Source organism: Candidatus Phyllobacterium onerii (assembly GCF_028331445.1).
Classification (GTDB): Bacteria; Pseudomonadota; Alphaproteobacteria; order Rhizobiales; family Rhizobiaceae; genus Phyllobacterium; species Phyllobacterium onerii.
Genome location: NZ_JAQMHX010000001.1, coordinates 131,857 through 144,944 on the forward strand (window position 1 = coordinate 131,857; position 13,088 = coordinate 144,944).

Genomic DNA, 13,088 nt, shown 5'->3' on the forward strand with positions numbered 1-13,088 from the left:
CCGTGGGCCGTGTGCTCGTTCTTGGGAATGCAGGGCTCGATTTGACGCTCCAGATGCAGCGTTTGCCGGAAAAGGGTGAAACGCTGCTCGGTGACAGCGCCGGTAGCGCACCGGGTGGTAAAGGTCTCAACCAGGCGGTTGCCGCCGCGCGTACCGGCGCGCAGGTCATCTTCCATTCCGCCATCGGGCACGATGCTCAAGGCGCAGAAATCGGCGCAGCCTTGGCGTTAGAAGGCATGACGGAACTCAAGCTGCACCACGTTCCCTATCCGAGTGATTTCTCCCTTTTGATGGTGTTGCCGGACGGCGAAAATAGCATTGTAAGTATGGGAAGTTGTGCCGCTGCATTAACCGAGGAAACGGCAGAAATCTTCTCTGCGAAGGCGAATGCGGCCGATGTTGTGCTGCTGCAAGGCAATCTTACACAGGCCAGTACCTTGGCCGCTCTAGCAAGCGCAACTACCCGCGGCACAACAACATTGTTCAATCCTGCGCCGCTGTGGTGGGAAGTCGGGCCGCTCTTGCCATTGTGCGATATTGTTGTCACAAATCGCGGCGAGGCCAAGACTATTACCGGACTCTCCGAACCAACCGAAGCCGCCGCAGCCCTGTGCCGGCTCGGTGCATCCATGGCGATTATCACTCTTGGAGCAGGCGGGTGCCTTACATCCGATAGCGACGGAACGATCTGCCACTACCCAGCCTCACAAATTCGTGCAATTGACACGACCGGCTGCGGCGATACTTTTTGCGGCGTATTTGCAGCTGTGCTTGCGATGGGTTTGGGCCAGGTGACCGCCATCAACCTCGCTCAAAGCGCCGCTGCACTGACTGCGCAACGTCGGGGTGCCTTTACGGCTCTGCCCAGCCGCGACGAACTCGCAGTGCTGGCAGCACGTTATAAAAGTCTCGAGAAGTGAAGGGATGGTGCTGCTGGGGAGGATTGAACTCCCGACCTCGTCATTACCAATGACGCGCTCTACCACTGAGCTACAACAGCATTTCCATGTCACGTGTGGGTCGCAACCAAGTCCCGTTTCCGTATACCACCTCTCAACGAAGTGCTCTACTTGAGTTGCAGCCGATTTGCGAACGCGGCGGACTTCTGCCATATCATTGCTGAAATCGCAAGCAAGCAATCGCAATCTCTCTGCCAAATTATCTTTATGCGGCAAAAGCGATGGCTCGTTGGGATTAAAATGGCATGAAACTCATTCGGAATATATGTGAAACGACATGACTTCGCCGTCGAAAAACCCGAATTCCGAACAGACTAACCGCGAAAAGCGACGGTCCGAACAATTGCGGGCAAATCTGGCACGCCGAAAGCAGCAATCACGCTCGCGTCGGGCAGGTGACGCCGATGAACGCGACGAAGGCATTGTCGCCGCAATCGAAAAGCCTTCCGATTCCTCCCAAGAGGAATCATGAATGGCCCAAAAAAGGGTCATAAGCCTTTCTTGAACCATTTCGTGTGATGGTTTACAGCAACCGGCTCTGCAAAGAGTCTCAACGACAGGACGGGTACTTTCCCGCGAAAGTGACACAATATGGATCGCATCAAGATTGTTGGCGGTAACAAGCTCAATGGCGTCATTCCAATTTCGGGTGCCAAGAACGCGGCCTTGCCGTTGATGATCGCGTCGCTTCTCACGGATGATACGCTGACGTTGGAGAACGTTCCTCATCTCGCCGACGTTGAACAACTAATCCGTATTCTCGGCAATCATGGTGTCGATTATTCCGTCAATGGACGCCGCGAACGCCAGGACGGCGCTTATTCGCGTACCATCCATTTCACCGCGCGCAATATCGTCGATACGATGGCGCCCTATGAGCTGGTTTCCAAGATGCGGGCCAGCTTCTGGGTTGTTGGCCCACTTCTTGCGCGGATGGGGGTTGCTACCGTCTCGCTGCCGGGCGGCTGTGCCATCGGCACGCGTCCTGTGGATCTGTTCATCGATGGCCTGCGCGCGCTTGGCGCCGACATCGAGATAGAGAATGGCTATGTCAAGGCCAGTGCGAAGGGTGGCCTTATCGGTACCCGCTACTTTTTCCCGAAAATTTCGGTTGGTGCGACCCATGTATTGATGATGGCCGCGACTCTGGCCAAGGGCGAGACGGTCCTCGAAAATGCTGCGCAAGAACCGGAAGTTGTCAATCTGGCTGACTGTCTCAATGCCATGGGGGCGAAGGTCAGCGGCGCCGGGACGCCGACAATTACCATCGAAGGTGTCGTGAGTCTTTCTGGAGCTCGCGTACGCGTCATCCCAGACCGAATCGAGACCGGCACTTATGCCATGGCTGTCGCAATGACCGGCGGCGATGTCATACTCGAAGGTGCTGATGCCAGTTTGCTCAGCGCTGCCTTGACCACGCTCGGTCAGGCTGGGGCGGAAATCTCCGAAACCAACTCCGGCTTGCGTGTCGTCCGCAACGGCCATGGCATCATGCCGGTCGACGTGACGACTCAGCCTTTCCCCGGGTTCCCGACGGATCTTCAAGCGCAGTTCATGGGCTTGATGACCAAGGCGAAAGGTACCTCCCACATCACCGAGACTATCTTTGAAAATCGCTTCATGCACGTGCAGGAGCTGGCGCGGCTTGGCGCCAAGATTTCACTATCTGGCCAAACGGCGAAGATCGAAGGTGTCGAGCGGCTGAAGGGCGCGCCTGTGATGGCGACCGATTTGCGGGCTTCGGTCTCTCTGGTCATCGCTGGACTTGCCGCTGAGGGCGAGACAGTCGTCAATCGCGTCTACCATCTCGATCGCGGTTTTGAACGTCTAGAGGAAAAGCTGACGCGCTGCGGCGCGGTTGTCGAACGTATCAGTGACTGATCCCACTTTCGTAGCTTCAACACAGATTCTACGCAGCGTATAATTCCATTTCCCACCACTTTCCTCTAACAGGAAAGATGTCGTGGTGCCGGACCGGCATCGCGATCGCGCTCAATTTTGCAAAGGAAAGACATGGACACGCTCAAACTCATCGCGCTTGATGAGGAAGATTTGCAGATCCTTTCAGCGCATCTGCAGGATTCTGTGTTGAAAGTTGATGACGTTGAATATCTGGCTGCTGAAAAGAAACTTGTTCTCGGCGTGAATCGATTCGTCTGGGAACAGGCTGTCGATGGCAAGCGCCGCCGTACGTTCGAACGTCGCCGCACAGCATTGCTTTTCGATCGGGTGCGCAACGTCAGGGCCACAGGCATTGATCGCCGGCACGGGGACGATATCTTGTCGCTTCTTGCAATCCATTTCATCGTTGCGGACGCACCTTCGGGTATTGTCGAGTTGACCTTCGCCGCCAACAAGGCGCTGAGGCTGGAAGTGGAAGCCATCGAGGCCCAGTTGACCGATCTCGGTCCTGCTTGGGAAACCGCGTTCAAACCGGAACACGAAATCTGAGGAGTGATTAGCGTGGCATTTGTGCTGAGACAGTCCGAACCCGATTTTGAATCGCGGTTTTCTACGTTTCTCGCGACCAAGCGTGAGGTTTCCGAGGACGTGGATCGCGCTGTTGCCGATATAATTCATCGCGTCCGCACAGAGGGCGATGCCGCACTGATTGACTATTCGCAACGCTTTGACCGGATCGATCTTGTGCAACACGGCATCGCGATCACCTCAGCCGAGATCGACGCAGCCGTAGCGTCCGCGCCGATACAAACGGTCGAAGCATTGAAATTGGCGCGCAATCGCATTCATTCGCATCATGCGCGACAGATGCCGCAGGATGATCGTTACACGGACGCGCTGGGTGTAGAACTCGGTTCGCGCTGGACGGCAGTCGAATCAGTCGGGCTCTATGTTCCGGGCGGCACGGCGAGCTATCCAAGTTCCGTGCTTATGAATGCTGTTCCGGCGCAGGTCGCCGGCGTCGAACGTATCGTCATGGTTGTGCCGTCGCCAGAGGGCAAGCTCAATCCGCTCGTGCTGGTTGCAGCGCGGCTTGCCGGCGTTTCCGAGATTTACCGCGTTGGCGGCGCGCAGGCCATTGCGGCGCTCGCCTATGGCACTGAAACGATTGCACCGGTCGCCAAAATCATAGGTCCCGGCAATGCCTATGTCGCCGCCGCAAAGCGCCGTGTGTTCGGCAAGGTAGGCATCGACATGATTGCGGGTCCGTCGGAAGTATTGATTGTGGCGGACAGCGACAATGATCCGGACTGGATTGCGGCCGACCTTTTGGCGCAGGCCGAGCATGACAGCGCCGCGCAGTCTATTCTGATCACTGACGACGAGGCCTTAGCCGAAGCAGTTATCGCGGCCGTGGAACGCCAGCTACTGACATTGCCACGAGCGGAGGCTGCAAGCGCTAGTTGGCGCGATTATGGCGCTGTCATTCTTGTATCCGACCTGCTGTCGGCGTTGCCGCTCGTCAACCGGATCGCTGCCGAGCATCTCGAGATCGCTACTGCCGATCCCGAAATATTGCTGGCAGGTGTTCGCAACGCCGGGGCGATCTTCCTTGGACGTTACACGCCAGAGGTGATCGGCGACTATGTGGGTGGCTCAAATCACGTTTTGCCAACCGCACGCTCCGCGCGATTTTCTTCCGGCCTTTCGGTGCTCGACTATGTGAAGCGAACCTCCATCCTGAAATTGGGTGTGGAGCAGCTGCGCGCCTTGGGTCCGGCAGCGATCGAACTTGCGCGTGCAGAGGGCCTTGATGCCCATGGCAATTCCGTTGCAATCCGGTTGAACCTGTAGGGAAATAATGACAGCGACGGACATGGCGCGACTGATTGATGTGGAGCTGGACGAGACGATCGGCCGTTCTACGCCGGATGTCGAGCACGAGCGTGCTGTCGCCATTTTCGATCTAATCGAAGAGAACAGTTTTCGCCCGGTGGGCGATGAGGGGAGCGGTCCCTATCGGCTTAAGATATCGCTGGTGGAATCCCGGCTGATATTCGCCATCGCACGCGAAAATGGCGATGAAGTCGTCACGCATATCCTGTCGCTGACACCGTTGCGCAAGGTCGTGAAGGATTACTTCATGATCTGCGAAAGCTATTACGAGGCCATCCGCGCTTCTAGCCCAAGCAAGATCGAAGCTATCGATATGGGTAGGCGCGGATTGCATAACGAGGGTTCGCAGGCATTGATGGACCGTTTGAATGGCAAGATCGAGGTGGATTTCGACACCGCCCGCCGCCTTTTCACGTTGGTATGTGTGCTGCATTGGCGGGGCTAGACGAACCAATGACTATCGGAGCGGAAAAGCTGCCTGACGACCAGGAACCGGCAAAAGCGGTGATGCCTAGTGCGATCTTGTTCATCTGTGGCCTGAATTCAATCCGATCACCGATAGCCGAGACACTCGCACGCAGTCTGCTGCCATCAAGGATCTATATCGCCTCGGCAGGTGTCGAGAAAGGCGAGCCCGATCCTTTTGTGGACGCGGTTCTGGAAGAGGTGGGATTAAAACGAATCTCTGCGCAGCCGCGCACTTTCAAAGAGCTGGAAGATGATTATTTCGATTTGATCATTACCTTGTCGCCCAAAGCCCATCATATGGCACTTGAGTTGACCCGCACCACGTCTGTACATGTGGAATATTGGCCGACACCCGACCCTACCTTGGTGCGGGGCCGTCGCAATCAGATAATGGATGCTTATCGTGATGTTCGGGAAAATCTAAAACACCATATTCTTGAGCGTTTCGGCGGAACCGGCTGAACGTCTGTACAGGCCTCATAATTGTATCGAACTCCCTTGTTCACAAATGGTGCGCAATACTATAGGTTCCGCGCAAAATTGCGGTCGAGCATGACCTCAAATTCCCGTATCGGAGATAGCACTACGCATGGCGAAAGAAGAAGTATTGGAGTTTCCCGGTCTCGTGACGGAGCTGTTGCCCAACGCGATGTTTCGGGTAAAGCTCGAAAATGATCATGAAATCATCGCACACACGGCCGGCCGCATGCGCAAGAACCGTATCCGCGTTCTCGCCGGCGACAAGGTTCTCGTTGAAATGACCCCTTACGATCTGACCAAGGGCCGCATCACCTATCGCTTCAAATAGCCAGCTCCGCGTTCCGCAGGATATCGACGTCAATGAGCGACCAGCACAAATTCGTTCTTGCATCGGGCTCGCCGCGCCGTCTGGCGCTGCTGGGCCAGATCGGTATCGAGCCGGATCGTCTGCTACCTGCGGATGTCGACGAATCCCCGCTGCGGGCCGAACATCCTCGTTCGCTCGCGCGTCGTCTGTGCCGCCTGAAGGCAGAGAAAATCGCGGACGAATTGAGGAACGATGCGGATTTCAGCGACACCTATATCATGGCCGCCGATACGGTTGTCGCGGTTGGCCGGCGCATTCTGCCAAAAGCGGAAATCCTCGACGATGCGACTGCGTGTCTCCGATTGCTCTCAGGCCGTTCGCATCGCGTCTATACTGGGCTGTGTCTCATCACGCCCAAAGGCAAGCAGCGTCAGGATCTGGTCGAAACCCGCGTGCGCTTTAAACGTCTTTCGCGCGAGGAACTGGAGAGCTATCTTGCTTCCGGTGAATGGCGCGGCAAGGCCGGCGGATATGCGATCCAGGGACTTGCAGGCGGCTTTGTCGTCAAGCTGGTTGGCTCCTATAGTAATGTCGTTGGGCTGCCGCTCTACGAGACTGCCAGCCTTCTGCATGGGGAAGGCTATCCGGTCTACGCCAACTGGCAATCTTCAGGACATTAGACGGAACTGATCCATTGACTGAGACCAAGAAAAGCACGGCAAACGTGACGCCCTTGCGGCCAACGCGACCTTGCCCGGAATGCAAGCGCCCTTCGCAACGGGAACATTACCCCTTCTGTTCGGCACGCTGCCGCAACATCGATCTCAGTCGCTGGCTGACCGGAGCCTATGTGTTACCGGCCGTCGAAAGTGCGGACGACAGCGACGACGAGCAGGAATAGCTGAGCCGCTTCACGTTCTTTTCATTTGATGCCGCTAATTTCTGCCCTGGTCAGGACAGGAACGCTCCATGAAGATTGCGATCATCGGCACCGGCTTCGTTGCCGATTATTATATGACGACGCTTGTCAACCATCCGCAACTTGTGCTGGGTGGCGTCTACGACCGTGATCCAGCCCGCCTGAAACAGTTTGCCGATTACTATAAGGTTGCGACCTATCCAGACTTCGAAGCAATCCTCGCTGACAACGAAGTTAGTATCATTGTGAATCTGACGACACCTGAAAACCATTATTTGCTCTCGAAACGGGCGTTGGAAGCAGGCAAACATGTCTATTGCGAAAAGCCGCTTGCCATGCGCTACGAAGAAGCGGCAGAACTAGTAGCGCTTGCCGAACGCCTTGATCTTATCCTGGCATCAGCGCCAGCCAACGCGATGAGTGACGCGTACAGGCTCGTCGCCAAGTCGCTTGACCATATCGGTAAACCACGGCTGGTCTATGCCCAGATAGAGGACGGTCCGGTTTTTCGCGCCAATTGGCAGAGATGGCGTTCCGTTTCGGGTGCGCGGTGGCCCGGTCTGCATGAGTTCGAAATAGGCAGTACGCTCGAACACGCCGGTTATGCGCTATCTTGGCTGGTTTCTCTGTTTGGTCCTGTCGAAAGCCTTGCCGCATTCTCGACGCTCACATTTCCGGACAAGGGACCTGGAACCGGGGCAATCAAGATGGCGCCCGATTTTTCCGTTGGTTGCCTGCAGTTTCATTCCGGTGTCATCGCTCGTCTCACCTGCGGTCTTGCTGCGCCGCGCGACCGATCGTTGATGATTCTCGGTGATAGGGGAACACTGACGGCGGAGGATCTTTGGGATCACCGATCAGCAATCTATCTTGAAACTGCCGTCGAAGGCCGGACGGTACGCACCAAGATTGTCGATCTTATGGAAGTGCATCTCAAGCGCTTCCTGCACTGGAAGCCATTGCCGGGACGCAAACTCGCTTATGACAATTCCGCAAGACGTGCGAAGCTCCCGGCTTATCCGTCGCAGATCGATTTTGCCGGGGGCATTGCCGCGCAGGCTGACGCCATCGAACAAGGCACGCCGCTGTTTTCGTCGGGCAAGGCCGGGCTTCACATCACCGAGTTGGCGCTCGCGTTGAACAACGCCGGTTCGCTGCCCCAGCCTTACAAGATGCGAAGCACTTTCTAGAGCTTGATGATGCGCGTTGTCGCTGGTTGCGCCAAGACGATGTTAATGGCACGCAAGGCGTTGACGCTGTCTGAAAGCGGCATGACTGTCGAGGTTTTTTCGTTTTTACGCATCGCGTTCATCATAGCCATCGCTTCGAATTGTAAGCCATTGCCCTCGAAGGGATGGTCTTCCACCCTTCGTCCGGGCAGTGGAAGTCGATCGAGTACTTTGCCGACAAGCCCGGATGGCCTTTGCAGCGGGCCAAAGGGCGCGCGCTGCGCGAAGCCGTGATAGACCGTCAGTCGCTGCGCCTTCAGGAAGGGCGCATCCAACCGGAGGACACCTTTTGTGCCTTCGATGACGAAATGGTTAGCGCCATCACGGTCGAAACCGCTCGCGAGTTGCGCTTCCGCTTCGTCGTAGTGCAGCGTTATTTCCGAACTCATGTCAACGCCATTCGGCGCAGGGTACCAGAGGCCTGAAACCTTCTGTGGCTGGCCTAGAAAGTACATAGCGAGCGATACGCAATAGATACCGAGGTCGAGACTGGCGCCGCCGCCAAGCGATCGGCTGAAATAGCGACTTTCTGGGTCATACTGGTGTGCATAGGCCAGTTCCGCCGTTATCTTGCGAATAGCGCCGATCTCGCCCGCATCGATATTCGCTTTAGCTGCAACTATGGCCGGCAGGAACCGCGTCCACATCGCTTCCATGGCAAAGACATTCACCCGCGCTGCTTCCCGCTGGATGACAGAGGCTTCCGTATGCGAGGGGGCGAGAGGCTTTTCCGCAAGAATTGCCTTGCCGGCTCGTATGGCCTTCAGCGCCTGCGGCAGGTGCAGGGAATTCGGCGTCGCAATGTAGACTGCATCGATGGACGGGTCGCTCAAAAACGAATCGAGATCCGAATAAGCGTGGCGGCTTCCAAAAGCACTACGGAACTCCTGTGCGTTGGACGCACTCCGAGAGTGATTAGCAACAAGCGCGGCATCAGGCACGAGCATCAGGTCCGACGCAAATCGCCGGGCAATTTCGCCGCTGCCAATAATCCCCCAACCAAAGACCTGGTCTTTGGTTGTCTTCTCCCCCGTTTCATCCATGCAATACGAATCCCGTCTACAAGCCTCAACAAACGCACCAATGCATGCCCTTTGCAAGAGGCAGAAAAACGGCAAAAATTTCGCGAGTTGATGCTGGACAGCACGATTTTTAGTGTTATAACCCACGCGCTTCTGACGGAAAACCAACCCGTCGACAAGGCTTGCCGGATAACGGAAACGCCACGAAGTGCCCAGATAGCTCAGTTGGTAGAGCAGCGGATTGAAAATCCGCGTGTCCGTGGTTCGAATCCGCGTCTGGGCACCACTTTTCTCTCAATAAAAAGACAGTATTGCTAGCGCTTGTGACCGGCTACGGCAAAATTGCGCTTTCATGTGCCCTGCTCTCCACAGTCTACCCCCCGCGGGCTCGCATCTTGTGCGGCATTTGATGTGCAGAGTTGTAGACAGACGTCATAAGCCGTCCGGCACTATCCACGATATCAAGTATTTTTCTTTATACCTTAGTTTTATGCGTAAAGTAAAAAAACAGATGTAAGCAATTACACTTTTAGAGCCTGTCTCAGAAAATGACATTGCTGTGACAGTTGGGCTGAATTAAATAGTTATTGTAGAGTACCGAAATCTCGAAGGCTAATGCGATTAAACAACTTTTAAAGAATCACAAAGATTCACGCAAATAATGATTCGTTTTCAACATCTTATGAGCAATGACTCACGCTTGGCTCACGTTTTCGTGATAAAACAGCAACACTGTAACCTTAAGTTGCACAAGATTGGCGGTTTGGGTCATAAGCTCTTTGACCCTGTTGCCAAAGTTAAGTTAGATCGCCGGGTCAACAAGACACATATGGAGAGATCAACAATGAACATTAAGAGCCTTCTTATCGGCTCCGCTGCAGCCCTGGTTGCAGTTTCGGGGGCACGCGCTGCAGATGCAGTCGTTGTTGCTGAACCAGAGCCCGTCGAATACGTCCGCGTTTGCGACGCATACGGCGCTGGCTTCTTCTACATTCCGGGGACCGAGACCTGCCTGAAGATCAGCGGCTATGTCCGTTATGATGCTAAGGGTGGCGACGACGTTTATAGCGGTGGGAACGTTGGTGCCAAGGGTAACGAAACCTGGTACAAGCGTACACGCGGTGAAGTCCGTTTCGATGCCCGCTCGGAAACCGAACTCGGCACTCTGCGTTCGTACATCCAGGGCCGTTTCCAGTACACCAACGGTGGAGATGATGGCGCTTCGCTGCCACAGGCATGGATCGAACTCGGCGGTTTCCGCATCGGTACTGCTGACGAACTCTTCGGTTCGTGGACCGGTTATGCCGGCAACGTCATCAACGACGACGTGATCAACTACCAGTCCGGCCAGAGCAACCAGGTCAGCTACACTTTCACTGGCGGCAATGGTTTCTCCGCGATGGTCGGTGCTGAACAGGGTTCGGACGGTGTTACAGGCCTCGGCGGCAACTATGTCATCGAAGACTACATGCCACACGTTCTTGCTGGTGCGAAGTTCGAACAGTCTTGGGGTGGCATTTCCGGTGTTGTCGGTTACGACTCCAACGTCGAAGAGTTCGCTGGCAAGATTCGCTTGGACGTAAAGTTCAACGAGATGTTCTCCGCATTCTTGATGGGCGGTTATCAGTCCGGGTATGACAACGACTTCGATGCGGTCACGGGCGCAGTCGATCAGGACAGCCGTAACTGGTTCGGCACATGGGAAGGCGATTGGGCAGCTTGGGGCGGTATCACCGCCAAGGTTACCGACAAGGCATCCATCAACGCGCAGGCTGCTTGGGAAGATGAAGGCACATATGCTCTCGCTCTTAACGTAGCTTACGAACTGGTTCCTGGTTTCACGATCACACCGGAAATCAACTACACCAAGTTCGACGGTGCACGTGAAGCTGCCTCCATTGATAACGGCGGCGACGACGATGCATTCGGCGGCATGATCCGTTTCCAGCGCAACTTCTAAGCGCCGGTATCAACTCTCCGGGGGCTCATGCCCCCGGTTTTTATCTGCGATCAAAATCTGATTTGGCGTTGTAGAAGGACTGCACCGCCAGAGTGTGATGATGTGATCTCCAGTCGCCTCATTCTCACGAGACGGTGGGCCCCGCGGCTCACCGTTTTCGTTTTATCCCACTATCCCGCGTCCAGAGGTTACGTCACAGCATGTTCGATACATGGTTTGCGATCGCAAGGCAGGATGTGAGCCCCGGACTTTCAATACCAAAAAGGTTTACAAGACCTTTGACACCGTGTGTGGCCGGACCCTGGATTACAAAATCCGTTATGGATTCGCCTCCGACGGTCAGCTTTGGCCTGATGCCGCTATAAGCGGGCTGCAATGAACCGTCGGCGAGGTTCGGCCAGTATTTACGGATTTCGTCGTAAAAACGGTCTGCCCGTTTAGGATCGACACTGTATTCGATCGATTCCACCCATTCGACGTCGGGGCCGAACCGCATCCGGCCGTCCAGGTCAAGCGTGAGGTGAACGCCTAACCCCCCTTCTTCCGGAACTGGATAGATCAGGTGCGTGAACGGTGTCTTGCCTGTCGCTGAAAAATAGTTGCCCTTGGCAAATCGCCTGTCGGGTATGAACTGTCGCGGTAATCCGGCAATGGAAGAAGCGATGACCGGTGCCTGGAGGCCGCACGCGTTGATGAACATGGATGCCTGGAGCTCAAACGTGCGTCCATTGTGGGCTTCGATTGTTTCTATTCGCAAACCATCGGCATTGGTTTCAGCGGAAACTATCGCGGTCCGAAATGAAATCGCCGCGCCGTGGTCTTGCGCGTCACCCAGCAGCGCCAACATCAAGCTATGGCTGTCTATGATGCCCGTCGAGGGCGAAAACAATGCGGCGGTACACGTAAGGTCAGGCTCGCATCTGCGCGCTTCCAGCTCCGACAAATACTCGAGATCAGAAACACCGCATGTTTCTGCTCCTGTCGCTATGGTACTCAATATCGGAATTTGAACTTCGTTTGTGGCTACGATCAGCTTGCCGCAGCGGGAATATGGAACTCCGTGCCTTTCTGCAAAGGCATAAAGGGCATTTCGACCCTCGATACATAACCTGCTTTTAAAGCTGTTTTGTGGATAGTAGATGCCGGCATGAATAACCTCGGAGTTGCGCGAACTCGTGCCCGTTCCGATTGTTTCGGCCTCTTCGACAATCAGAGTCTCGATACCGCGACGCGCAAACGCCCGAGCGATTGCCAGCCCGACGACACCTCCGCCCGCTACGAGGCACTCCACACGTTCCAATTGTCAGCGCCCTCCATGCACGGCAAAAGGTGCGAGCTTCCTTTCAAGGCTTTGAAGGGTTTCGATAATCTGAAGCCCGACCCGCTCATAACAAGGATAGTGCAAGAGATGTTCTTTGTCCCAATCCGCGGGGGAAAGGCTGCTGCCATAATCCTGGGGTGCCGAATTCTTGAGTTCGGTCAGATATTCCTGGACGGAGATGGAAGTCGGGGGCGTCCCTGTGGCCATATGCATGAACAGAGCGCGTAGCCAGAATTGTGTGGCCATGAGTTCAATCCGGATTTGTTCGTCTTCAATCATGGGTTCTCTGGTCCGATGCAGTCAGTACAGCCGTCTAACTAAAGACGCTTACAAGCAAAATTGACAATTGGCTTCAGAGACATAGGGCACATCCAAAAGCGGATCATACGTGCTTGCTTAACAACGAGTATGTTGGTGCGCTCCACATTTGAGCGATGTCAGGATGAACCGGGCTACCTCGGATTGATTCAAGTATGTTTGATTGCCCTTTGTGATTACGTCAAATGGCTATGTTACCGTTCATCTCATTGGTCAGCTTAAATGAAATGACGGGAGCAGTTATCGTCACGATGAGATCGACGTCCTGTGCGATTCTGTGCGTTTGAATAATAGTTCAAAACCGAAG

15 protein-coding genes and 2 tRNA genes are annotated in these 13,088 nt (G+C 55.1%); 13 read left to right on the plus strand and 4 right to left on the minus strand.

From position 1 onward, the window contains the following. The first annotated feature begins 2 nt into the window (after window positions 1–2). A complete protein-coding gene (locus PHA01_RS00655; protein ID WP_271892635.1) occupies window positions 3–920 on the plus strand; it encodes a ribokinase in 918 nt (305 codons plus the stop codon). Between the two features lie 5 nt (window positions 921–925). Here PHA01_RS00655 and PHA01_RS00660 read toward each other — a convergent pair. Continuing rightward, window positions 926–1,000 (minus strand) — tRNA-Thr (locus PHA01_RS00660). 236 nt (window positions 1,001–1,236) lie between these two features. Here PHA01_RS00660 and PHA01_RS00665 point away from each other — a divergent pair. The 10 genes from PHA01_RS00665 (at window position 1,237) to PHA01_RS00710 (ending at window position 8,121) form a co-directional block, all read left to right on the plus strand. Further along, window positions 1,237–1,431 carry a hypothetical protein gene (locus PHA01_RS00665; protein WP_271892638.1) on the plus strand — a complete coding sequence of 65 codons (195 nt, stop codon included), beginning with the start codon at window positions 1,237–1,239 and terminating at the stop codon, window positions 1,429–1,431. A 119-nt stretch (window positions 1,432–1,550) separates the two neighbouring features. Continuing rightward, window positions 1,551–2,840 carry a UDP-N-acetylglucosamine 1-carboxyvinyltransferase gene (gene murA, locus PHA01_RS00670; RefSeq protein ID WP_271892641.1) on the plus strand — a complete coding sequence of 430 codons (1,290 nt, stop codon included), beginning with the start codon at window positions 1,551–1,553 and terminating at the stop codon, window positions 2,838–2,840. Window positions 2,841–2,972: 132 nt separating this feature from the next. Next, the gene (locus PHA01_RS00675) at window positions 2,973–3,410 is read left to right on the plus strand and encodes a DUF2948 family protein (RefSeq protein WP_271892644.1); all 438 of its coding nucleotides are present in this window, start codon (window positions 2,973–2,975) and stop codon (window positions 3,408–3,410) included. Window positions 3,411–3,422: 12 nt separating this feature from the next. Next, window positions 3,423–4,715 carry a histidinol dehydrogenase gene (hisD, locus tag PHA01_RS00680; RefSeq protein WP_271892646.1) on the plus strand — a complete coding sequence of 431 codons (1,293 nt, stop codon included), beginning with the start codon at window positions 3,423–3,425 and terminating at the stop codon, window positions 4,713–4,715. Between the two features lie 7 nt (window positions 4,716–4,722). Then, window positions 4,723–5,202 (plus strand): UPF0262 family protein, encoded by a 480-nt coding sequence (locus PHA01_RS00685; RefSeq protein WP_271892649.1) that lies wholly within the window; start codon window positions 4,723–4,725, stop codon window positions 5,200–5,202. A gap of 8 nt (window positions 5,203–5,210) precedes the next feature. Then, window positions 5,211–5,687 carry an arsenate-mycothiol transferase ArsC gene (locus tag PHA01_RS00690; RefSeq protein WP_271892651.1) on the plus strand — a complete coding sequence of 159 codons (477 nt, stop codon included), beginning with the start codon at window positions 5,211–5,213 and terminating at the stop codon, window positions 5,685–5,687. Window positions 5,688–5,814: 127 nt separating this feature from the next. Further along, window positions 5,815–6,033: a translation initiation factor IF-1 gene (infA, locus tag PHA01_RS00695; RefSeq protein WP_008122731.1), complete on the plus strand. Its 219-nt coding sequence runs from the start codon at window positions 5,815–5,817 to the stop codon at window positions 6,031–6,033. 32 nt (window positions 6,034–6,065) lie between these two features. After that, window positions 6,066–6,692 carry a Maf-like protein gene (locus PHA01_RS00700; RefSeq protein ID WP_271892663.1) on the plus strand — a complete coding sequence of 209 codons (627 nt, stop codon included), beginning with the start codon at window positions 6,066–6,068 and terminating at the stop codon, window positions 6,690–6,692. Window positions 6,693–6,706: 14 nt separating this feature from the next. After that, a complete protein-coding gene (gene yacG / locus PHA01_RS00705; RefSeq protein WP_224511991.1) occupies window positions 6,707–6,913 on the plus strand; it encodes a DNA gyrase inhibitor YacG in 207 nt (68 codons plus the stop codon). A 68-nt stretch (window positions 6,914–6,981) separates the two neighbouring features. After that, on the plus strand, window positions 6,982–8,121 hold the full coding sequence (locus PHA01_RS00710) for a Gfo/Idh/MocA family protein (protein WP_271892666.1): 1,140 nt from the start codon (window positions 6,982–6,984) through the stop codon (window positions 8,119–8,121). Here the strand turns inward: PHA01_RS00710 and PHA01_RS00715 are convergent. Next, the gene (locus tag PHA01_RS00715) at window positions 8,118–9,203 is read right to left on the minus strand and encodes a Gfo/Idh/MocA family protein (protein WP_271892669.1); all 1,086 of its coding nucleotides are present in this window, start codon (window positions 9,201–9,203) and stop codon (window positions 8,118–8,120) included. The two genes, PHA01_RS00710 and PHA01_RS00715, sit on opposite strands and share 4 nt — an antisense overlap. 189 nt (window positions 9,204–9,392) lie before the next feature. Between PHA01_RS00715 and PHA01_RS00720 the strand changes: the two genes are divergently transcribed. Next, a tRNA-Phe gene (locus PHA01_RS00720) sits at window positions 9,393–9,468 on the plus strand. 558 nt (window positions 9,469–10,026) lie between these two features. Further along, window positions 10,027–11,142: a porin gene (locus tag PHA01_RS00725; protein ID WP_271892672.1), complete on the plus strand. Its 1,116-nt coding sequence runs from the start codon at window positions 10,027–10,029 to the stop codon at window positions 11,140–11,142. Between the two features lie 193 nt (window positions 11,143–11,335). Here the strand turns inward: PHA01_RS00725 and PHA01_RS00730 are convergent, their stop codons facing one another. Further along, on the minus strand, window positions 11,336–12,442 hold the full coding sequence (locus PHA01_RS00730) for an NAD(P)/FAD-dependent oxidoreductase (RefSeq protein WP_271892674.1): 1,107 nt from the start codon (window positions 12,440–12,442) through the stop codon (window positions 11,336–11,338). Between the two features lie 3 nt (window positions 12,443–12,445). After that, window positions 12,446–12,742 carry a hypothetical protein gene (locus PHA01_RS00735; RefSeq protein WP_271892677.1) on the minus strand — a complete coding sequence of 99 codons (297 nt, stop codon included), beginning with the start codon at window positions 12,740–12,742 and terminating at the stop codon, window positions 12,446–12,448. Window positions 12,743–13,088 lie beyond the last annotated feature (346 nt).